This is a genomic window from Streptomyces sp. NPDC002156, assembly GCF_053593675.1.
Window position 1 is genome coordinate 1 of record NZ_JBSFDA010000128.1, and the last position, 20,240, is coordinate 20,240.

Below are 20,240 nucleotides of genomic sequence, written 5' to 3' on the forward strand. Positions count from 1 at the left end.
GGCTGATCGCCGTCGCGGCCGCCGCCGTCGTCCTGCTCGCCGGTGCCGGTACGTGGACGGCCGTCGCCTCCGACGACGCGCCCGCGGTGCACCGCGCCGACCGGGTCATGGACGTCGGCGGCGGGGTGCGCATCGACACGTCGTACTTCACGGCGGGGTCGAGCAAGGACCGCCGCCCCGCCGTCCTGCTCGCGCACGGCTTCGGCGGCAGCAAGGACGACCTGCGCGACCAGGCCCAGGACCTCGCCCGCGACGGGTACGCGGTACTGACCTGGTCCGCGCGCGGCTTCGGCAGAAGCACCGGCAAGATCGGGCTGAACGACCCGAAGGCCGAGGTCGCCGACGTCTCGAAGCTCATCGACTGGCTGGCCGCGCGGCCGGAGGTCCAGCTCGACAAGAAGGGCGACCCGCGCGTCGGCATGGCCGGCGGTTCCTACGGCGGCGCCATCTCGCTGCTCGCCGCCGGGTACGACCAGCGGGTCGACGCCATCGCCCCGGCCATCACCTACTGGAACCTCTCGGACGCCCTCTTCCCGGGCGGCGTCTTCAAGAAGCTGTGGGCCGGCATCTTCTTCAACACCGGCGGCGGCTGCGCCGAGTTTGAGACGCAGCTCTGCGAGATGTACCAGCGGGTCGCCGAGTCCGGGCAGCCCGACGCCGCAGCGGTGAAGCTCCTCGACGAGCGCAGCCCCGAAGCCGTCGGCGACCGCATCAAGGTGCCCACCCTGCTGATCCAGGGCCAGACCGACTCCCTCTTCCCGCTCGGCCAGGCCGACGCCGCCGCCAAGGCGATCAAGGCCAACGGCGCACCCGTGGACGTCGACTGGATCTCCGGCGGCCACGACGGCGGCGACATGGAGTCCTCCCGCGTCCAGTCCCGGGTCGAGTCCTGGTTCGACCGCTACCTCAAGGACGACAAGGGCGCCGATACCGGCTCCGCGTTCCGCGTCACCCGTACCCTCGGCTCCGGCTCCGGAGACGGCGAGCCCCGCCTCGCCGGTACGACCGACGACACCTACCCGGGCCTGGAGAGCGACCCGAAGTCGATCGCCCTCACCGGACGCGAGCAGACCTTCGAGAACCCGGCCGGCGCCAGCCCGCCCGCCGTGTCGGCCCTGCCCGGCCTCGGCGCCGGCGGCGGCCTCTCCCAGCTGTCCTCGCTCGGCGTCAGCATCTCCCTCGACTTCCCCGGCCAGTTCGCCGCGTTCGAGTCGAAGCCCGTCACGGACGACCTCCAGATCACCGGCTCGCCCACGGCCACGGTCCATGTGAAGTCGACCAGCGAGGACGCCGTCCTCTTCGCCAAGGTGTACGACGTCGGCGCCGACGGTCGCTCCCAGGTGCTGCCCTCCCAGCTCGTCGAGCCCATCCGGGTCGAGGGCGCCAAGGCCGGCAAGGACGTGAAGCTCACCCTCCCGGCCATCGACCACGAACTGGACGACGGCCACCGCCTCCGCCTGGTCCTCGCCTCCACCGACCTCGGCTACGCCTCCCCGCTGACCCCGGCGACGTACACCGTCTCCCTCAAGGGCGACCTGGAGGTGCCCACGCCGCTCGGCCGCGCCGACCGTACGGACGTCCTGCCCGCCTGGGTCTGGTACCTGCCGATCGCCGGCGCCCTGATCGCCGCGCTCCTGCTGGTCACCGGCCGCCGCCGGATCGTCACCCCGGCCCCCGACCCCGCGCTCGCCGAGGTCCCGCTCCAGATCACCGATCTGAGCAAGAAGTACAAGAACGGCGACCGCTACAGCGTCCGCGATCTCACCTTCAGCGTGGAGAAGGGCCAGGTCCTGGGCCTGCTCGGGCCGAACGGCGCGGGCAAGACCACGACCCTGCGCATGCTGATGGGCCTGATCCAGCCGGACGGCGGCCAGATCCGCGTCTTCGGCCACGCGATCGTGCCGGGCGCCCCGGTGCTCTCCCGCGTCGGCGCCTTCGTCGAGGGCGCGGGCTTCCTCCCGCACCTGTCCGGCCGGGAGAACCTGGAGCTGTACTGGGCAGCCACCGGCCGCCCGACCGAGGACGCCCACCTGGACGAGGCCCTGGAGATCGCCGGCCTCGGCGACGCCCTGGCCCGCGCGGTCCGCACCTACTCCCAGGGCATGCGCCAGCGCCTCGCCATCGCCCAGGCCATGCTCGGCCTGCCCGACCTCCTCATCCTCGACGAACCGACCAACGGCCTCGACCCGCCGCAGATCCGCGAGATGCGCGAGGTGATGATCCGGTACGCGGAAGCCGGCCGGACGGTCATCGTCTCCAGCCACCTCCTCGCGGAGGTCGAGCAGACCTGCACGCACCTCGTCGTCATGGACCACGGCAAGCTCGTCCAGGCGGGGCCCGTGAGCGAGATCGTCGGCTCCGGCGACACCCTGCTGGTCGGCACGTCCGAGCCCGTGGACGAGCCCCTCGTCGAGAAGATCGCCGCCCTGCCCGGCGTCGACTCGGCCGTCCGCGCCGACGGCGGCCTGGTGGTCCGCCTCGACACCGACGGCAACGCCCGCCGGCTGGTCGCCGAACTGGTCCGGCTGGAGGTCCCCGTGGAGTCGGTCGGCCCGCACCGCCGCCTCGAAGACGCCTTCCTCACCCTGATCGGAGAGTCCGCATGAGCACGCTGGCCGAGCGTGCCGAGCACGCAGACCCCGGGCCCACGGAGCCCAAGGAGTCCAAGGGGCCCAAGACGCCCGTAGAGGTCGCCGACGGCTACCGCGCGGGCCGCACCCTGCCCTTCCGGGTCGAGCTGGTCCGGCAGCTGAAGCGCCGCCGCACCATGGTCATGGGCGGCATCCTGTTCGCCCTGCCCCTCGTGCTGCTGATCGCCTTCCAGGTCGGCGGCACGCCCGGCGAGGGCAACACCCGGGTGAACCTGATGGACACGGCCACCGCGTCCGGCGCGAACTTCGCCGCGGTGAACCTGTTCGCCGCGGCGGGCTTCCTGCTCGTCATCCCCGTCGCGCTGTTCTGCGGCGACACGGTCGCCTCGGAGGCCAGCTGGTCCTCCCTGCGCTACCTCCTCGCCGCCCCCGTGCCGCGCGCCCGGCTGCTGTGGTCCAAGCTCGCCGTCGGACTCACCCTCAGCCTGGCGGCGCTCGTGCTGCTGCCGGTCGTCGCGCTCGCCGTCGGCTCGGTGGCGTACGGCTGGGGTCCGCTGGAGTTGCCCACCGGCGGTGAGATCGCCCCGGGCACCGCCGCGCAGGCCCTGCTGATCACCGTGGCGTACATCTTCGTGTCCCAACTGGTCACCGCCGCCCTGGCGTTCTGGCTCTCCACGAAGACCGACGCCCCGCTCGGCGCGGTCGGCGGCGCCGTCGGCCTCACCATCGTCGGCAGCGTCCTCGACGAGGTCACCGCCCTCGGCGACTGGCGCCACTTCCTGCCCACGCACTGGCAGTACGCCTGGCTGGACGTCGTCAACCCGAACCCCGACTACACCGACATGATCCAGGGCGTCTCCATCTCGGTAACGTACGCCCTGGTCCTGTTCGCCCTGGCCTTCCGGGGTTTCGCCCGCAAGGACGTCGTCTCCTAGGTCACCGGAGGATCACCTACCGGTCTCGGAGGCCACCCCTCGTGGCCACTTCGAGATCCATCCGCAACACCCCGTACCGCACATTCCGGCCCCCTTCGCCGTCACAGTCACAGAAGTTGACGTCGGCCGACGTCAACCGACGGAGGGGGCACGGCAGATGGAGCGGAACCGAATACGGAAACTGCGCAGTGCGCTGATCGCGCTGACGGCCGCGAGCGGCCTGCTGCTCACCGGTTGCAGTGGGGGTGTCGGCGAAAGCAGCGGCGACAGCGGCCAGGGCTACGGCCAGACCGGCAAACAGGACTCCGGCGGCGGCTCGGGGGGCTACGCGCCCTCCGTGCCCGACGGCTCCGGCGAACTGCAGGACGGCGACGGGAGCGCACGCGAAGGCACCACGGAGGGGGCAACGGAAGGAGAGACGGAAGGCGAGTTCGCCCCGTCCCCCGACTACCTCTCCACCTTCGCCCTCGACGTCGACACCGCCTCGTACGGCTACGCGCGCCGCACCCTCGCCGACGGCCGCCTCCCCGACCCGTCGACGGTCCGGCCGGAGGAGTTCGTCAACAGCTTCCGCCAGGACTACGAACGCCCCGACGGCAACGGCTTCTCGGTCACCGTCGACGGCGCCCGCACCGACCGCGAGGACTGGTCCCTGGTCCGCGTCGGCCTGGCCACCCGCCCCGCCGGGGAAGAGGGCGAACGCCCGCCCGCCGCCCTCACGTTCGTCATCGACATCTCCGGCTCCATGGCCGAGCCCGGCCGCCTCGACCTCGCCAAGGACTCCCTCGGCGTGATGACGGACCGACTGCGCGACGACGACTCCGTCGCGATCGTCACCTTCAGCGATGAGGCCGAGACCGTCCTGCCGATGACCCGCCTCGACGACAACCGGGACCAAGTCCACGACGCGATCGACGACTTGGAGCCCACCGAGTCGACCAACCTCGGCGCGGGCGTCCGCACCGGCTACGCCACAGCGGTGGAGGGCCTGCGCGAGGACGCCACGAACCGGGTCGTCCTGGTCTCGGACGCACTGGCCAACACAGGCGACACGGACGCCGACTCGATCCTCGACCGCATCTCCGACGCCCGCCGCGAACACGGCATCACCCTCTTCGGCGTGGGCGTCGGCAGCGACTACGGCGACGCCCTGATGGAACAGCTCGCAGACAAGGGCGACGGCCACACCACCTACGTCTCGAACGAGACCGACGCCCGCAAGGTGTTCTGCGAGCAGCTCCCGCGCAACATCGACCTCACGGCCCGCGACGCCAAGGCCCAGGTCGCCTTCGACCCGGAGACGGTCGCCGAGTTCCGACTGATCGGCTACGACAACCGCCGGGTCGCCGACGACGACTTCCGCGACGACAGCGTCGACGGCGGAGAGGTGGGCCCCGGCCACACGGTCACCGCCCTGTACGCCGTCCGCACCAAGCAGTCCGCCTCGGGCCACCTGGCCACGGCAACGGTCCGCTGGCAGGACCCCGAAACCCGCGAACCCCACGAGGAATCGGGCCAGTTGGAGTCGAAGAGGCTGAACGACACCCTCTGGGACACCCCGTCCCGCTTCCAGGTGACAGCGGTGGCCGCGTACTTCGCCGACGCCCTACGCAGGGGCGACGACCGCTGGCCCACCCTCCCCGCAGCCCCAACCCTGGGCGAACTGACAGAGAGGGCCCACGACTTGGCAACCACCACAGAGGACAAGGCAGTACACCAACTGGCAGAGGCAATAGACCAGGCGAGGCGATACAAGGACTGAACGGTGCTGGGGAACTCCGGGTGCGACGGGCGCCCCTTCAGGGGCGCGGGGAACTGCGCGACCAGCCCCCATCGACCCGCGGCCAAAGAACCACCCATCCACGCTAACCGCACACAGACGGAACAGCCCGCCCAAGCCCCACCAAATGCAACCCGTCCAACCCGTACCCCCGCGCGGAGCGCCCCGCCGCAACCACAAGCCGCACCTCACACCCACCCCCCGACCGAACCCCCTCCGTCTCCGCCAACACCCCGAGCAACTCCGTAGTGATCCGATCCAGCACCGGCCGAACCTCCGTGACCAGATCAGGCCGCTCGACAGGCCGCAGCTCAGGATGCGCGTCCCACCGCGCATACAGCCCCCGCTGAACCACCTTGTTCGCCTCGATCTGATCCCGGAACACGGCAGCGACCGCCGCCGGATCGAGTCCGAGCCCAACGGCCCGCGAAGACACGTCATCCAGGATCTGCTGCTCCCGCACCGGATCGTCGATCGGCTTGTCCGTGCCGTACTTGGCGGCGGCGACCTTGTCGGCGACCAGCAGCCGCTCGGCGAACAGGTCGGTCAGCGGGGCAAGGGAAAGTACGGAGGAGGAGGCAACGGCGTTTGCCTGTACCGGAGTCGAAGTCTGAGCGACGGCAGGCACCGCACCGCACACGCCGAAGACCGCCGACGCGCATACAGCGACAAGAACGGAACGCATGGGATTCCTTTCAGTGGGGGGTGACAACAAAATATCTGTTCCTGCGCAACCCATTGAACTTCCGCTACGCCCAAGTAACTTGACTCGAACTCAGGAGGACCAAGACCACCACCGGGAGTCGGCGACATGGGCGTACGCAAGGACCTGAAGCAGGCGAAGCGCCGCACCGATCTGGCGGCCCGCCACCGGATCGAGCTGGTCCGCGACGAGCGGACCGGCACCGTCCGCGAGGCGAGTGCCGCCCCGATGGTGGCAGCCCCCACCACGGGCAGCACCGCCGACCTGCCCTACACCAACGCCGCCGAGGCCCCCGACGCGGTGATCCTGCGCCGCCGAGCGGACGACGGCACCTGGAGTCCGGTCACAGCCGCCGCCTTCGCCGCCGAAGTCACCGCCACCGCAAAGGGGTTGATCGCGGCGGGCCTCGAACAGGGCGGCCGGGTCGCGGTGATGTCCCGTACCCGCTACGAGTGGACGGTCCTGGACTTCGCCATCTGGGCGGCCGGCGGCCAGACCGTCCCCGTCTACGCCACCTCGTCCGCCGCCCAAGTCGACTGGATCGTAAGGGACTCGGGGGCCCGTCTGGTCGTCACGGAGACGCCCGACAACACGGCCACCGTCACCACCGGCACGGCCGCCCACCCCCAACCCCCGCGCATCCTCACCCTGGACGAGGGCGCGATGGCCGAACTCGCCGCCCTGGGAAGGGACTTGCCGGACGAGGAGGTGACCAAGCGGCGCGCGTCCCTGACCCCCGACACCACCGCCACCATCTGCTACACCTCCGGCACCACAGGCCGGCCGAAGGGCTGCGTCCTCACCCACGCCAACCTGCACAACGAGGCCGCGAACGTCGTGGAGTTGCTGCACCCGATCTTCAAGGAGGTCACCGGCCAGACCGCCTCCACCCTCCTCTTCCTCCCCCTCGCCCACATCATGGGCCGGGCCCTTCAGATCGGCTGTCTGATGGCCCGTATCGAGATCGGCCACTTCCCGAGCATCAAGCCCGACGAACTCCGCCCGGTACTGCGGGAGTTCAGGCCGACCTTCCTGGTAGGCGTCCCGTACCTCTTCGAGCGGATCCACGCCACCGGCCGCGCGACCGCCGAGAAGATGGGCCGCGCCGCCTCCTTCGACCGCGCCCACCGCGTAGGCGTCCGCTTCGCCGAGGCATACCTGGAGAAGTTCCTCGCGGCAGGCGGCAGAGCCGCCAAGGGCCCCGGACCGTCCCTCTACGCGGCCTGGGCCCTGTACGACCTGCTCGTGTACCGCCGTATCCGCAAGGAGCTGGGCGGACGCATGCGGTACGCCATCAGCGGCGGCTCCCCGCTCGACCGCGACCTCAGCCTCTTCTTCTACGCCGCCGGAATCATCGTCTACGAGGGCTACGGCCTCACCGAGACGACCTCCGCCGCCACCCTCGTCCCGCCCCTGGCCCCCCGCCCCGGCACGGTCGGCCTCCCGGTCCCCGGCACCGCCGTCCGGATCGCCGACGACGGCGAGGTCCTCGTCAAGGGCGGGGTCGTCTTCGGCGCCTACTGGAACAACCCGGCGGCGACGGACGCGGTATTGAGCAGCGACGACTGGTTCGCGACCGGCGACCTCGGCGCCCTCGACGACGACGGCTACCTCACCATCACGGGCCGCAAGAAGGACATCATCGTCACCTCCGGCGGCAAGAACGTCGCCCCGTCCGTCCTGGAGGACCGGCTGCGCAGCCGAGCCCCGGTCGGCCAGTGCATGGTCGTCGGCGACAACCGCCCTTTCGTCGCCGCCCTGATCACCCTCGCCCCCGACTCCGTCGCCCATTGGCTGGCGGTACGGGGGATGCCGGCCGACACCCCCATGTCCGAGGTGATCGGCGACCCCCGGATGCGCGCCGACGTCCAGCGGGCCGTGGACCACGCCAACGCGGCGGTCTCCCGGGCCGAGTCGATCCGCGCCTTCACCCTGGTCGAGGGCGAGTTCACCGAGGACAACGGCCAGCTCACCCCGTCCCTCAAGGTCAAACGCCATGCGGTACGGGAGGCGTACGCGGCCGAGATCGCGGCGCTCTACAGCAAGTGACTGACATAGCCCCGTAGAAACGGTAGAAACGCCGAACGGCGGGCCACCGGAGATCCGGTGACCCGCCGCCGCAACTGAGCGGGGAGGCTCAGTGGTTGCCGGCGCCGTTGCCGGACAGCACGGGGATGTCGCTGAGGATGTGCGACAGGGGCTCGTCGCCCTTGGCCTGCGTCGAGTTCTCGACACACTGCTGGTTCTGCGGGGCCGACAGGATCGGGATGTCCTGAACGGCGACTCCCACCACGCCGACGAGGGAACCGATGTTGGCCTTGACCGGGAGGCCGACGCACGGCTTGTTCAGCGAACCCTGGACCAGCGAGAGCTGCGGGCTCATGTCACCGAACGTGGCCGAGTTGCCGAACTCCTGCTCGGCGCCATTGCCGCTGACGGAAGTGGTGCCACCGTCATCGGCGATCGCCATGGCCTGGGGTGCTGCCGTGGCCGAGAGAGCGGCGACGGAGGCGGCGAGGGCCGCGGTAGCCCACAGCTTCTTCATGTTCATTCCCTTCGAAAAGCGGACTCCGGTGAGGAGCTGCGTGATCGTCAACGGCCGAACCCCGGCCGGGGTTGCGATGATTGCCCCGATTGGCCCAGCGTGCGAGGTGTACGAGCGGCCGTCCGGGGGAACAGCACCGCCTCCCTCCCGACGGGAACGAGGACGACCGGGCCTGCTCAGGGGCACACCAGCCGGTTCCCGCGCACCGGTACCTCCTTCCCGAACACCGGCGGATCGGCGGGCCGGGGATCCGCGCCCGCCGCGATCAGCGGCCGGTCCTCGCGCACCTTGGTGAACATCGCCTTCGCCTTCGCGTCGTGCCAGCGCAGCGTCGAACCGATGCCGTCCATCGGCGGGTTGAACCCGGCGACCGGCACGGTGGCGAACTCCGTCCGCGTGGCAGGCACCTTGCTCAGCGTCGAGGCGAGCGTGACGAGCGCCTTCACGCCGTCCTTCCCGAAGCCCTGCTCGACCTTGGCCGGACCGAGCAGCGTCCGGGCGACCCGGCCCATGAGGACGGGGTCGGTGAGCACCTTCCGGGCGGTCAGCTGCTCCAGCGCCGCGACCAGGAACCGCTGCTGCCGCTGGATCCGTCCCAGGTCGGCACTCCGGTCGACCTTCCGCGAGCGGACGTACTGCAAGGACTGCCCGCCCTTGAGCAGATGCCGTCCCGGCGCCAGATTCAGCTTGGTCTTGGGGTCCTTGAGCCGCCGCGCGGTGCACACCTCGACCCCGCCGACCTGGTCGACGGCGTCGATGAACCGCCGGAAGTCGAGCTGCAGATACTGCTCGACACTCACCCCGGTCACCGCCTCCACCGTCCGCTCGACGAGCCGCGCGCCGCCCTCCGCGTACGCGCCGTTGAGCTTCGCGGGATGCGCGGGGCGCTGCCGTCCGGACGGTGTGGGTCTGTACGCGGGAATCGTGGCGAAGGAATCGCGCGGCAGGCCGATCACGCTGACGCGGTCGCGCCCCGCGGACACATGGATGAGCATCATCACGTCCGCGCAGTTGCAGGGAACGCCGCCCGCGTGGAACTTGCGGCGCTCCTTCTCGGTGATGGTGCTGCGGCCGTCCGTACCCAGCAGCAGAATGTCGGTGCCCTTGGCGGGGGCGGCGCCGCCCACGGGGGTCAGCGGCGGCTGCTCGGATGTACCGCAGCCGATGGCGGTCGCCGCGCACAGCACCGCGACACCGCACAGCCGGGAGAGGCGAGAGGGGCGGGGCAGGAGGGAAAGACGGGAAAACCGGAACAAAGGGTGTCTCGTCGTCACCTGACGCAACGTAGGCCAGCGGGCCGCCGAGAATTCGACGGCCCGCTGGTGAGAACTCGAAGAGAGCCCGGACGTACGCCCGACTCAGTCGTCTCAGTTGTTGCCCACGCCGTTGCCGGACAGAACCGGGATGTCGCTGAGGATGTGAGACAGGGGCTCGTCGCCCTTGGCCTGCGTCGAGTTCTCGACACACTGCTGGTTCTGCGGGGCCGACAGAACGTTGATGTCCTGGACGGCGATCGGCACCAGGCCGGCGGCGGACCCGAGGTTGAGCTTCGCCGGGAGGCCGATGCAAGGCTTGTTCAGGGAACCCTGGATGAGCGCCATCTGCGGGCTCATGTTGCCGTACGTAGCCGAGTTGCCGTACTTCTGCTCGGCGCCGTTGCCGCTGATGGAGGTCGTGCCACCGTCGTTGGCGATCGCCATGGCCTGCGGGGCGACCGCGGCGGAAGCACCGATGACGGAAGCGGCGACTGCGGCGGCAGCCATAACCTTCTTGATCACTTGCTGTGTCCCTTCGGAAGAAACCCCGTCCACCGGAGCGCTCTGATCAACTGCCTTGAGCCCGCATAGTTGCTCCGGTTCACTCCGATGGCCCACAACAAGAAGCGTTGCTGAGGGGGCGTGAGCCGAGCGGTTCCACGAATTTCCAGGCTGGGAACGGGCCAACCGGGTGAACGAACGAAACCAATCCCCGTGCATCCGGTTGATGTCGGAGCAGGAACGTGTGTCTCTGCCAGGAAAGGAAAGCGAAATGCTGAAGAAGGCAATGGCCGCGGCGGCGGTAGCGGTTTCCGTCGTCGGAGTCTCGGCGGCGACCGCCCCTCAGGCGCTTGCCACAGCGGACGACGGGGGCACGACGTCCGTCAGCGGGAACGGGGCGGTCTCGAAGTTCGGCAACTCCCTGACCAAGGGCGACATGAGCCCTCAGATGAGCCTGGCGCAGGGCACCCTGAACAAGCTCTGTGTCGGTCTGCCAGTCAAGGGCAACGTGGGCTCCGTCCTCGGTGGGGTGCCGATCGCCGTCCAGGACATCCCGATCCTGTCGGCCCCGCAGAACCAGCAGTGCGCCGAGAACTCGACGCAGGCCAAGGGCGACGAGCCGCTGTCGCACGTCCTCAGCGACATCCCGGTCCTGTCCGGCAACGGCATCGCCAACAGCTGACCTGTCGCCGTCGGCTGACCGGTCGTCAACAACCGTCCGGTCGCCCACGGAAGCAGCCCAGGCAGCCCCCGCACCATGTGCGGGGGCTGCCTGCGTTTCTGTGCCTTCCCGAGTCCCGGATTTCTTCAGCCTTTCGTGTGGACCGTGTTATCCGCTGCTTCGGGGCGTTCGAGTGAATTACCCGCCGGATCACGTTCCGTAGTTTCTTCGGCTGTCTATCTCTCGTTTTACAACTGCCGGTCATGGTGCGAGCCGTTCATGTGTGCTCGCTCGGTTTCGGCCGACATAGGGGCATGACCGCAGAGAAGGGAAACTTCATGAAGAAGAGCGTTGCTGTCATCGCCGGCGCGATCATGGCGCTCGGAATGGCCTCCCCGGCGTTCGCGGACGCCGAGGCCGAGGGCTTCGCCGCCCACTCCCCGGGTGTGCTCTCCGGCAACGTGATCCAGGTTCCCGTCCACGTTCCGATCAACGTGTGCGGCAACTCGATCAACATCATCGCGCTGCTGAACCCGGCGTTCGGCAACACCTGCGTCAACGACTGAGGTCGTCGCACCTGCCGTTCGGCGGTGTCTGGGCCGGTCTTGGATTGCCTCTCGGTGCCAAGGCCGGCTTTTTCTCACCTCTCCCATTAGAAAGATAATCAGAATGCGACCCACTCTGAGCAGGGGGATGGTCGTGGCGGCCGCCGCGACGAGCCTCTTGACCCTGTACGGCATTCCGGCCCTGGCCGACGTGGACACCTGCGGCACCTCCTGCACCAACCCCCCGGCCGCACACGGAGCCCCGCACGACGACCCCGCCGAGACCAACGGCCACGGCAGCAACAACGGCTACGGCCACGAGGACGACAACGGCCCCGGCCACGGCGACTCGAACCCGCCTGGCGGCTACGGCGACACCCCACCGACGAAGCCCCCGACGGGTCCGCCAACGGGTCCGCCAACGGGCCCTCCGACGAAGCCGCCCACGAAGCCGCCCACGAAGCCGCCCACGAAGCCTCCGACCAAGCCTCCGACCAAGCCGCCCACGAAGCCCCCCACCAAGCCTCCGACCAAGCCCCCGACGAAGCCGCCGACCAAGCCTCCGACGAAGCCGCCCACCAAGCCCCCGACGAAGCCCCCGACGAAGCCGCCGACCAAGCCTCCGACGAAGCCGCCCACCAAGCCCCCGACGAAGCCCCCGACCAAGCCGCCCACGAAGCCTCCGACCAAGCCGCCGACCAAGCCCCCCACGCACCCGCCGACGACAACGACGCCCCCCATCACCACCCCGCCGACCACCCCGCCGACGAAGCCGCCCCACCTGCCGCCGACCGGCAGTCGGGAGGAGTTGTTGGCGGCCTCGGCGGTCAGTGTCGCGATGATCGCGGGTGGATTCGTCCTGTACAGACGAGGCCGACGCGGCGGCCCAGGCGCCCACGAGTGAGACACGGGTAAGCCCTCGCAACTCGAACGAGCCCCGCAAGCCCCGTAAGGGGCGCGCGGGGCTCGTTCAGGGGCGCGGGGAACTGCGCGACCAGCCCCCACCGGGCCGCGCTAGACGAACTGCCCATCCAGCGGAGCGCGCTGCACCGTCACGTCACCACCCCCCACCCCCGCCCGCAACCGCCGCCGCACCCCCCGCACAAGCGTCTCCGCCGTGAACGTCGCCCCATGCACGAACCGCATCGCAGGGCCGAAGTCCGACGCCGTCACCAACCCCGCCAGGAACAGTCCCGGGTACGAGGACTCGAAGTGCCGCCCGACCGCCGGTGACCCGTCCGCCAACGCGCCCAAGCCATCGGCCAGTCGCGCGTCCAGCAGACCCAGCCGGTCGGCCGTCGCCCTGAACCCCGTCGCCGCGATGACGTGTTCGGTCTCCAGAGAGCACCGCTCGCCGGACCGGGTGACCGTGTCCAGCCGTACGCCACCCGCCCCGCCTGCCAACGCCCGCGCCTCTACCACCTCCTGACCCAGCAGAACCTCCACCGCCGGTTCGACCCGGGCGCGTACCCACCACGCGCCCGCCGGGCCCAGCGCCGTCGCGGCGATCAGGGCCCGGGTCGTTTCGGGGAGGCGGCGGAAGAGGCCCGGGCGTTCCGCGTAGAACCAGTTGCGCCAGCCGCAGCCCAGGCCGCTGTGCGGGGCGCGGGCCGAGCGCCACCAGGGGCGCTCCCACCCGGGCGGCACGTCGTTCCAGGTCAGGTGCTCCGCCCGTGCCAACACCCGTACCCGCGTGCCCTGTTCGGCGAGCAGGGCCGCCGTCTCCAGGGCCGCCTGGCCGCCGCCGATCACCGTGACGTCCCGGCCCCGGAAGCGGTCGAGGTCGCCGTGGTGGCTGCTGTGCGAGACCAGGTCGGGGCCGAGATTGCGGAGGGTGGCCGGGATCTCTACGAAGGGGAGGACACCGACGGCCAGGGCGACCGTCCGGGCGCGTACCGACTCGCCGTCCTCCGTCACCGCCTCGAAGCCCCCGGCCCCGGCGACCGGCGCCACCCGCGTCACCGTCCGTTCGTCGACCTCGGGGACCGCGTTGCGGGCGAACCACTGGCCGTACGCGGCGAACATCTCCAGCGGGATCGGCTCCCCGTGCCGCGCCTCGACGCCCCGGGCGGCGCAGTACGTGTCCAGGCGCCAGCGGCCGTCGGGGTCGGACAGGTTCGACGCCCACGGCTCCGACTTGAGGTACATGCCCCGGGGCATGTGGTCCCGCCAGGACGCCATGGGCCGGCCGAACACGCGCTGCCGGAGCCCGGCGCCCGCGGCGTGGGAGGCGATGGACAGGCCGTACGGGCCCGCGCCCACCACCAGCAGGTCGTACATCAGCGACTGCTCGCTTTCTCGTCGTCGGACAGGGAGTCGTCGGTCAGGAGCCCCGGCGGGCTCGCCGCCTGGCGGACCACGCGGGCCCGTGTGTCGTCCGGCCCGGCCCGCTCGCACAGCCGGCGCAGCCGGGACGGCAGCCGGCGGCCGACGTGCCGCGCCCACAGGGCCCACATCGCCCAGCCGGGCGCGAGGTCGTCCGGCGCGTGCCAGGCCAGTTCGCGGCCGGCCGGCGCCGGACGCAGCGCGCTGAGCGGCGCGTAGTTCTCGACCACGAACGCCCGCCCCGGCCGGGGCGCCCCCTCCGGCATCGGACGGTGGGTCAGATCGAGGTGCTGGGCGCGTACGACGTCAAGACCGGCCGTGTCGGTGAAGAGCCGGAACTGGGCGCCGGGGCGCGGGTTGAAGTCGAGCAGGTGGTAGCCGCCGGTGGTGGTGCAGCGGCGGAAGTCGAGGTCGAAGATGCCCCGATAGCCCAGTTCACCGATCAGGCGTTCGGTGAGCGCCCGTACCGGCGCGTTCGGGGTCCAGTGGCCCACCGCGGTCAGTCCGGCGCCGCGCGGCCAGGCGTGCAGCTTGCGGCCTGGGCCGCCGCCGCGCACGGTCCCGGTGCGGTCGGCGTACCCGTGGCAGAACCAGTCGAGGTCGGGTCCCGGCGGCAGGAACTCCTGGAGCAGCAGCCGACTGCCCGCCTCCTCCGTGCGCAGATACAGCTCGCGCGCCTGCCGGGCGGAGCGGATCACGACCGTGCTGCGCAGGCCGCTGCCCGCCGGGAGCAGCCAGGGCCTGCTCCACTTCGCCATCGTCGGCAGCCCGAGCCGCCAGGCCGCGGCGGCCGCCTCGGCCGCGCTGTCCGGGATCAGCGTCAGCGGATGCGGCACGCCCACGGCCGCGCACATGGCGGCCAGTTCGGCCTTGTCGGCGACCCGTTCGGCCAGCGCGGCGGGCTGCTCCGGCAGCAGATAGGCGGGCGCCAGCTCGGCCCGTGCCCGGCCCACCGCGACGGCGCTCGCGTCGTCGAGCGGGATCAGTACGGCGGGCCGCGCGACCTGGGCGGCCACCCGCAGCAGGACGCGGGCGATGTCGGCGGGGGTGGCGCCGGGCGGCGGCGGGGGATGCAGCCGGCGTACGAAACGGGATCTGCGTACGGGACTTCCGCTCACGTCGGCGATCAGGTGGACGTCGACGCCGGCCCGGCCGAGGGAGCGTACGGCGCCGAGAGTTCCGTGGTGAAAGGGATTCCTGTCGGTCCGCACCAGGACGGCGGGGACGCGGGTGTCGAGGAGCGACACGGACATGTGTTTTCGGGTTTCCTTCGGGTCGGTTCACTCGAAAGTCTTAGGCGCGGTGGCGGAATTCGCATTTGTATGACTGAGTGTCAGTAGGTGAAAAGCAGGAGAGGGAGCAGAAGAAGGAGCAGGAATGGCCGCACACAAGCGACGGGCCCGATCCGGACGGCTGGCGTTCATGACGGCGGCGGTCGCCGCGTCGGCCGTCCTGGCGACGGGTCCGGGTCACGCCGTGGGCGCGGGGGTGGCCGATCCTCCCGTGCCCGTACCACCGACCGGGACGGTGGGCCCGGTCGCGCCCGTGGCCCCCGAACCCCCGGTGCCGCCCGAGCCACCCGAGCCGCCCAAACCCGAGCCCCCAGAGCCCCCCGAGCCCCCGAAGCTGCCCGCGTTCGGTGCGTATGTCGACTACGACGGTGCCCGTGGAACGGCCAGGATCGCCGAGCTGAGCCGCTGGCTGGGCGGCGCCGATCTCACCGTCGGGCACACCTACCTGCCGGGTGACCTGTGGAGCAACATCGAGGGGCTGCCCGGGTTCCTCGACGTGTGGGCGGACTGGCGGCGGGCCGAGGAGGACCGGCTGTTCGTCCTCAACGTGCCCATGCAGGAGCGCAACGAGGAGGGTGTCTCCGACCGCGGGGTCCGCAAGCTGCTGCGGCGCGGCGCGGCCGGTCTCTACGATCACCACTTCCGCGCTCTGGCCGAGCGGCTGGTCGCGCTGAAGATCCCGGACACCGTGATCGTGCTCGGCTGGGAGATGAACGGCATTACCTACACCTCTCGCTGCGGGCCGGACCCGGAGGCCTGGAAGAAGTACTGGAACAGGATCGTCACCACCATGCGGTCGGTGCCGGGCCAGAAATTCCGGTTCGATTTCAATCCGACCCGGGGCCGTGACGCCATTCCCTGGACGCAGTGTTATCCGGGGGACGACACGGTCGACATCATCGGTATGGACTCGTACGACCAGCCGCGCGGGATCTCATTCGACGAGCAGATCAGCGAGCCGTACGGACTTCAGGCGCACGTGGATTTCGCCAAGGCGCACGGAAAGCCCATTTCCTATCCGGAATGGGGACTGTTCCGCAACGGCGACAACCCGGAGTACATGCGGCGCATGCTCGCCTGGATGGACGAGCACAAGCCGCTGTACAACACGCTGACCGACTACTGCCCGCACGGCGTGTGGCAGTGCGGCAGCAATCCGAAGGCGTCCGAGGTGTACCGCCAGATCCTGACGGGCCGTAAGGACCCGGAGCCGACGGTGCCGACCCCGGTCCCGACGCCCGACCCGACCCCGGAGCCGCCGAAGCCCACGGACCCGGTCACGCCGCCCGTGCCGCTGCCGCCGGACAACTGCTCGCCGCTGGAGCTGGGCGACTGGGTGGAGTACTGGCTCGGCGGGAAGCTGTGCCTGAGGTTCGACTGGTGGTCGCGCAACCGGTGACCGCCCGGTGGCGGCGGGTCGTTCACGATCCGCCGCCACCGTTCCCGTTCTCCGCTCCACCGCCGCTTCCCTCGCGGTCCCGCAGCCGGCGCAGGAGTTCCTTGCCCCGGCTGCGGGCGGCGACATCGCACACGACCGCCGACATCAGCGGCGCCGTCAGCCGCCGGGCCAGCAACAGCCGCTGGTTGACGACGGGTTCGGGGCGCCAGTGGTGCTTGTACGGCTCGTCACCGCGCAGCAGGCTCAGCGTGTCGTGCCCGCCGGCCCCGGTGTGCTCGGCGCACGCGTCGAGCAGCATCACGGCGACGTCCGCCTTCCGTTTCCGCAGGCCCGGATGGGCGCCGTACAGATAGCCGCCCGCGAGGCGTCCCGACAGCAGGGTCAGATCGACGGCGACCACGCTGTCGTCGAGGCGGAACTCGGTGACCACGGCGTCCCCGGAGCGGACCATCGGCCCGACCGAGCGGGCGAGGTGCTCGCGGAACCGGGGCTGGAGGTGTTCCGACGTCACCTTCCGTCCCTGCCACTGGAGTTGGTGCAGTTCGAGCAGCCGGACCAGGGCCGCGTCGACGTCGTCGGGCTGGACGACGCGCCGCTCGACGCCGAGCGCGGTCAGCTTGCGCAGCTTGGCGCGGACCCGCTGGGCCTTGGAGGAGGGGAGCCGGGAGACCAGGCCGTCCATCGAGACGGCGGGGAGTTCCAGGCAGAGGGAGTCCCTGACCTGGCGACGGGGACCGCGCCAGCGCTCGTACACACGTTCCGCGGCGCCGCCCGGACGGACCTCGCGGAGGTCGATCAGCGCGGTGCGGGCGGCGTCGGAGAGGCCCTCGGCGAGGGCGGCGGCGGCCTCGTCGGCCGTGTCGTCGTCTAGGAGGACGTCACCGTAGTCGGAGATCGCGCCGCCGAGCGGCACCAGGGCGGGCAGCGGGCGGTGTACGCGCATCAGCGGGGCGGCGGCGAGGAGTTCGCCCTCCGGATCGCGGACCACGACGATCCGCAGCCGGCCCGGGACGCCGTACGACAGCCACCACGAGTGCAGCCAGGCATGGCTCTGGAACGGGGTCGCCGCACCGCACCGCTTGTACAACCGGCCCCAGGCGGGGGCGAGTTCGGCGAAAGTGGCCTCGTCGCTGACGACTTCGGCGCGCAGGGCGCCCGTGGTCGTGACCGTCACAGCTGTCCGTGCGCGTCGGCGGCGACGGCCGGGCCCGGTACGGAGGCCGAGGGCGCCGGTTCCTCCGTACCGCGCCGGGGCCGCACCAGCAGCACCAGGCCGCCGAGCAGCCCGCCCGCGCTCGCGCCGACCAGCCCGGTCACCGCCGCCGAGGCGGAGGACGGCTCGGTCGGCTTGACCGCGCGCGAGAACTGGAGCAGCTCCACGTGGGTGGAGCCCTTGGTGTCGTTGGCGTGCCGGGTGAGGGAGCGGGCCACGGCGTTGGCCATGTCGGCGGCGAGGTCGCGGCGGGAGGAGGTGGCGGACACGGCGACCATGGGCGCGTCCGGCGAGGTCGCCGTCTGCACGCTCTTGCGCAGCGTCGACACCGGTACGCCCGCCCACACCTGGGCGTCCCCGAGCACCGCGAGCTGCGTGGCGACCCGCCCGTACGCCTGCGCGAAACCGAGCGCGGACGCCGGGTCGGACTTCTCGGTCGGTACGGCGACGACGTAGCTGGTGGCCGTGTAGGTGGGGGGCTTGAGGGTGCCGTACGCGCCGCCGAGGAGGCCGCCGAGGACGGCGCCGGCCGCGAGGAGGGTCCATGGGCGGAGGCCGCGGGTGCGGGGCGTGAGGCGGGGGGCTCTGTTGGGGTTGTCGGTCATGAGGAGGGGACTCCCTGGGGTGACGGGGACGGGGTCATGGCGGGGGTGGTGGCCGCGTACACGTCCATGAGCTGCGCGGCGCTGCGGGTGATGTCGTAGTGGTGGGCGGCAGCAGGCGGCGTGCGGTCCTGCGGGCCCAGCGCGCGGGCCTCGGCGAGGGCGCGCGCGAAGGAGTCCGCGCCGCCGGGTACGCGCCGGGCGCCCTCGGCGGACTCCGGGGGCAGGTCCTCGATCGCCGGGCAGGAGACGTACCGGACGGGCAGCCCGGCGGCCAGGCCCTCCACGACCGCGAGCCCGAACGCCTCCTCCGGGCAGGGGGAGGCGAGCAGGTCCATCGCGGAGGTGAGGGAGGGCAGGTCGGGGCCGGGAGTGCCGTCCGGCACGTACGGCCGCTCGCCGGTGAACAGCACCCGGTCGGCCACGCCCGCCTCGTGAGCGGTGCGCCGCAGGATGTGCTCCTCGGGGCCGCCGCCGACGAGCAACAGCCAGTAGTCGTCGGGGAGTTGGGCGAGGGCATCGATGAGGTCGCCGAAGCGCTTGCCCGGTGCGAGGCGTCCGATGCCGCCGACGACGTATGCGCCCTCGGGCAGTCCGAGGCGCTCGCGGGTGCGGTGCCGGGCGACCGGGTCGAAGCGGAACCGGGCCAGGTCAATGCCGTTGGGGACGACCTCGATCCGGGGCCCGGGCACGCCCCAGCGGCGGAGCCGGTCGGCGACCGTGGGGGAGACGGCGACGGTGGCGCGGCCGAGGCGTTCGCTCGCGAGATACAGCGCGCGGACCCCGGCGGTCAGCGGGCGCCCCTCCATCTGCGAGTCGCCGAGAGAGTGTTCGGTGGCGACGATCGCCCGTACGCCCGCGAGCCGCGCGGCGATCCTGCCGTACACGCAGGCCCGGTAGAGGTGGGTGTGCACGAGGTCGTAGCCGCCCGAGCGGATGACGTTCACCAGACGGGGCAGGGCGGCCAGATCCCGGTTGCCGGCCATGCCGAGGTGGACGACCCGGACGCCGTCGGCGACCAGACCGTCGGCGACCGAGCCCGGGTTGGTGAGCGTCACGACATCGCAGTCGACCGGCAAGTGCCGCAGCAGCAGCCGCAGTTGCTGCTCGGCGCCGCCGACCCCGAGCCCGGTGATGACATGCAGGGCCTTCACCGCGCTCACACCCCCTCGACCGGCCGGCGCCGCAGCCGGTGCAGCCGGTACTTGAGATGCAGGCGTACGGCGGTGTCGTTCTCGCCGATGTGGACGCGGGGGAGGACATGGACGCCGTTGAGCTGCCCGGGGTCGATGGCGACGCCGTACCCGTAACCGGCCGCCTGTACGGCGTCGACGGCCCGCTGGTCGACCGTCCCGTACGGATAACAGAACCCCGCCACCGGAGCACCGCTCAACTCCGAGAGCACCGCTCTGCTTTCGGTGACCTCGGCGTGGAGCAGCTCGTCGTCCGCCTTCGTCAGGTCGACGTGCGTCAGCCCGTGCGACCCGATCTCGATCCCGGCCTCGGCGACGCCCCGGATGCCGTCCACCGTCAGCAGCGGCTTGCGCGGGCCCAGCGGGTCCCAGGCGTTCTCCCCGCCGAGCCGTCCCGGCAGCACGAAGAGGGTCGCGCCGCAGTCCCAACGCTCAAGCACCGGAAGGGCGTTGGTGAGGAAGTCGGCGTACCCGTCGTCGAAGGTGAGCCCGACAAGCCCGCGCCCCTCGCCCCGGGCACGAGCGGCGAGCAGCTCGCCCACGCCCACGCCCCGCAGCCCGCGCCGGTGCAGCCACCGCAGCTGGGCATCGAGGCGGTCGGGCGTGACCGTGATGCGGTACGGGTCGTCCGCGCAGTCGCCCACCGAGTGGTACATCGCCACCCAGGGGACGGAATCCGGGCGGGCGCCTCTTCGGCGC

At 71.3% G+C, this 20,240-nt stretch carries 18 protein-coding genes; 8 read left to right on the forward strand and 10 right to left on the reverse strand.

The window, feature by feature from the left end:
- Positions 1-2 precede the first annotated feature (2 nt).
- The 3 genes from ACWCRB_RS36050 to ACWCRB_RS36060 all read left to right on the forward strand — a co-directional run bounded on the left by ACWCRB_RS36050 (position 3) and on the right by ACWCRB_RS36060 (position 5,288).
- On the forward strand, positions 3-2,606 hold the full coding sequence (locus tag ACWCRB_RS36050) for an alpha/beta fold hydrolase (protein WP_451000075.1): 2,604 nt from the start codon (positions 3-5) through the stop codon (positions 2,604-2,606).
- Positions 2,603-3,526, forward strand: coding sequence for an ABC transporter permease (locus ACWCRB_RS36055; RefSeq protein WP_451000076.1), 924 nt, complete (start codon positions 2,603-2,605; stop codon positions 3,524-3,526). Before ACWCRB_RS36050 ends, ACWCRB_RS36055 begins: the two co-directional genes overlap by 4 nt.
- A gap of 157 nt (positions 3,527-3,683) precedes the next feature.
- A complete protein-coding gene (locus tag ACWCRB_RS36060; protein ID WP_451000077.1) occupies positions 3,684-5,288 on the forward strand; it encodes a YfbK domain-containing protein in 1,605 nt (534 codons plus the stop codon).
- 103 nt (positions 5,289-5,391) lie between these two features.
- On the opposite strand, the gene aroQ is transcribed toward ACWCRB_RS36060, so the two are convergent.
- Complete coding sequence (gene aroQ / locus ACWCRB_RS36065) at positions 5,392-5,991, reverse strand: gamma subclass chorismate mutase AroQ (protein WP_451000078.1); 600 nt, start codon at positions 5,989-5,991, stop codon at positions 5,392-5,394.
- 126 nt (positions 5,992-6,117) lie between these two features.
- Between aroQ and ACWCRB_RS36070 the strand changes: the two genes are divergently transcribed.
- Complete coding sequence (locus ACWCRB_RS36070; RefSeq protein WP_451000079.1) at positions 6,118-8,058, forward strand: AMP-dependent synthetase/ligase; 1,941 nt, start codon at positions 6,118-6,120, stop codon at positions 8,056-8,058.
- A gap of 88 nt (positions 8,059-8,146) precedes the next feature.
- On the opposite strand, the gene ACWCRB_RS36075 is transcribed toward ACWCRB_RS36070, so the two are convergent.
- The 3 genes from ACWCRB_RS36075 to ACWCRB_RS36085 form a co-directional block, all read right to left on the reverse strand.
- Entirely contained in the window at positions 8,147-8,554 is a 408-nt protein-coding gene (locus tag ACWCRB_RS36075) for a rodlin (protein WP_451000080.1), read from the reverse strand.
- A gap of 176 nt (positions 8,555-8,730) precedes the next feature.
- The gene (locus ACWCRB_RS36080) at positions 8,731-9,828 is read right to left on the reverse strand and encodes an LCP family protein (RefSeq protein ID WP_451000081.1); all 1,098 of its coding nucleotides are present in this window, start codon (positions 9,826-9,828) and stop codon (positions 8,731-8,733) included.
- Positions 9,829-9,921: 93 nt separating this feature from the next.
- Positions 9,922-10,332 (reverse strand): rodlin, encoded by a 411-nt coding sequence (locus ACWCRB_RS36085; protein ID WP_451000082.1) that lies wholly within the window; start codon positions 10,330-10,332, stop codon positions 9,922-9,924.
- 250 nt (positions 10,333-10,582) lie between these two features.
- Here ACWCRB_RS36085 and ACWCRB_RS36090 point away from each other — a divergent pair, with 250 nt between their 5' ends.
- From ACWCRB_RS36090 to ACWCRB_RS36100, 3 genes are all read left to right on the forward strand, one after another.
- Positions 10,583-10,993: a rodlin gene (locus tag ACWCRB_RS36090; RefSeq protein ID WP_451000083.1), complete on the forward strand. Its 411-nt coding sequence runs from the start codon at positions 10,583-10,585 to the stop codon at positions 10,991-10,993.
- Between the two features lie 293 nt (positions 10,994-11,286).
- Positions 11,287-11,538: a chaplin gene (locus ACWCRB_RS36095; protein ID WP_451000084.1), complete on the forward strand. Its 252-nt coding sequence runs from the start codon at positions 11,287-11,289 to the stop codon at positions 11,536-11,538.
- Between the two features lie 103 nt (positions 11,539-11,641).
- The gene (locus ACWCRB_RS36100) at positions 11,642-12,421 is read left to right on the forward strand and encodes a hypothetical protein (RefSeq protein WP_451000085.1); all 780 of its coding nucleotides are present in this window, start codon (positions 11,642-11,644) and stop codon (positions 12,419-12,421) included.
- A 110-nt stretch (positions 12,422-12,531) separates the two neighbouring features.
- On the opposite strand, the gene ACWCRB_RS36105 is transcribed toward ACWCRB_RS36100, so the two are convergent.
- Together ACWCRB_RS36105 and ACWCRB_RS36110 are read right to left on the reverse strand one after the other, a co-directional pair.
- Positions 12,532-13,797, reverse strand: coding sequence for an NAD(P)-binding domain-containing protein (locus ACWCRB_RS36105; RefSeq protein ID WP_451000086.1), 1,266 nt, complete (start codon positions 13,795-13,797; stop codon positions 12,532-12,534).
- Complete coding sequence (locus ACWCRB_RS36110; RefSeq protein ID WP_451000087.1) at positions 13,797-15,095, reverse strand: carboxylate--amine ligase; 1,299 nt, start codon at positions 15,093-15,095, stop codon at positions 13,797-13,799. Before ACWCRB_RS36110 ends, ACWCRB_RS36105 begins: the two co-directional genes overlap by 1 nt.
- 124 nt (positions 15,096-15,219) lie before the next feature.
- On the opposite strand from ACWCRB_RS36110, the gene ACWCRB_RS36115 reads away from it, so the two are divergent.
- On the forward strand, positions 15,220-16,533 hold the full coding sequence (locus ACWCRB_RS36115; protein ID WP_451000088.1) for a glycoside hydrolase family 26 protein: 1,314 nt from the start codon (positions 15,220-15,222) through the stop codon (positions 16,531-16,533).
- Between the two features lie 22 nt (positions 16,534-16,555).
- Here ACWCRB_RS36115 and ACWCRB_RS36120 read toward each other — a convergent pair whose 3' ends face one another.
- Genes ACWCRB_RS36120 through ACWCRB_RS36135 form a run of 4 tightly spaced genes read right to left on the reverse strand, consistent with a single transcriptional unit; the run spans position 16,556 to position 20,197 of the window.
- Positions 16,556-17,707: a GNAT family N-acetyltransferase gene (locus ACWCRB_RS36120; RefSeq protein ID WP_451000089.1), complete on the reverse strand. Its 1,152-nt coding sequence runs from the start codon at positions 17,705-17,707 to the stop codon at positions 16,556-16,558.
- A complete protein-coding gene (locus ACWCRB_RS36125; RefSeq protein WP_451000090.1) occupies positions 17,704-18,351 on the reverse strand; it encodes a lipopolysaccharide biosynthesis protein in 648 nt (215 codons plus the stop codon). Before ACWCRB_RS36125 ends, ACWCRB_RS36120 begins: the two co-directional genes overlap by 4 nt.
- Positions 18,348-19,502 carry a glycosyltransferase gene (locus ACWCRB_RS36130; RefSeq protein WP_451000097.1) on the reverse strand — a complete coding sequence of 385 codons (1,155 nt, stop codon included), beginning with the start codon at positions 19,500-19,502 and terminating at the stop codon, positions 18,348-18,350. Before ACWCRB_RS36130 ends, ACWCRB_RS36125 begins: the two co-directional genes overlap by 4 nt.
- 5 nt (positions 19,503-19,507) lie before the next feature.
- Positions 19,508-20,197, reverse strand: a complete 690-nt coding sequence (locus ACWCRB_RS36135) for a polysaccharide deacetylase family protein (protein WP_451000098.1) — start codon at positions 20,195-20,197, stop codon at positions 19,508-19,510.
- Between the last annotated feature and the right edge of the window lie 43 nt (positions 20,198-20,240).

What these genes read in the sequence shown, in the direction of transcription:
- ACWCRB_RS36070 (WP_451000079.1), top strand. Translation starts at nt 6,118, where the DNA reads ATGGGCGTACGCAAGGACCTGAAGCAGGCGAAGCGCCGCACCGATCTG.
- ACWCRB_RS36100 (WP_451000085.1), top strand. Translation starts at nt 11,642, where the DNA reads ATGCGACCCACTCTGAGCAGGGGGATGGTCGTGGCGGCCGCCGCGACG.
- ACWCRB_RS36110 (WP_451000087.1), bottom strand. Translation starts at nt 15,095, where the DNA reads ATGTCCGTGTCGCTCCTCGACACCCGCGTCCCCGCCGTCCTGGTGCGG.
- ACWCRB_RS36135 (WP_451000098.1), bottom strand. Translation starts at nt 20,197, where the DNA reads ATGTACCACTCGGTGGGCGACTGCGCGGACGACCCGTACCGCATCACG.
- ACWCRB_RS36060 (WP_451000077.1), top strand. Translation starts at nt 3,684, where the DNA reads ATGGAGCGGAACCGAATACGGAAACTGCGCAGTGCGCTGATCGCGCTG.
- ACWCRB_RS36095 (WP_451000084.1), top strand. Translation starts at nt 11,287, where the DNA reads ATGACCGCAGAGAAGGGAAACTTCATGAAGAAGAGCGTTGCTGTCATC.
- ACWCRB_RS36055 (WP_451000076.1), top strand. Translation starts at nt 2,603, where the DNA reads ATGAGCACGCTGGCCGAGCGTGCCGAGCACGCAGACCCCGGGCCCACG.
- ACWCRB_RS36105 (WP_451000086.1), bottom strand. Translation starts at nt 13,797, where the DNA reads ATGTACGACCTGCTGGTGGTGGGCGCGGGCCCGTACGGCCTGTCCATC.
- ACWCRB_RS36090 (WP_451000083.1), top strand. Translation starts at nt 10,583, where the DNA reads ATGCTGAAGAAGGCAATGGCCGCGGCGGCGGTAGCGGTTTCCGTCGTC.
- ACWCRB_RS36125 (WP_451000090.1), bottom strand. Translation starts at nt 18,351, where the DNA reads ATGACCGACAACCCCAACAGAGCCCCCCGCCTCACGCCCCGCACCCGC.
- ACWCRB_RS36075 (WP_451000080.1), bottom strand. Translation starts at nt 8,554, where the DNA reads ATGAAGAAGCTGTGGGCTACCGCGGCCCTCGCCGCCTCCGTCGCCGCT.
- ACWCRB_RS36115 (WP_451000088.1), top strand. Translation starts at nt 15,220, where the DNA reads ATGGCCGCACACAAGCGACGGGCCCGATCCGGACGGCTGGCGTTCATG.
- aroQ (WP_451000078.1), bottom strand. Translation starts at nt 5,991, where the DNA reads ATGCGTTCCGTTCTTGTCGCTGTATGCGCGTCGGCGGTCTTCGGCGTG.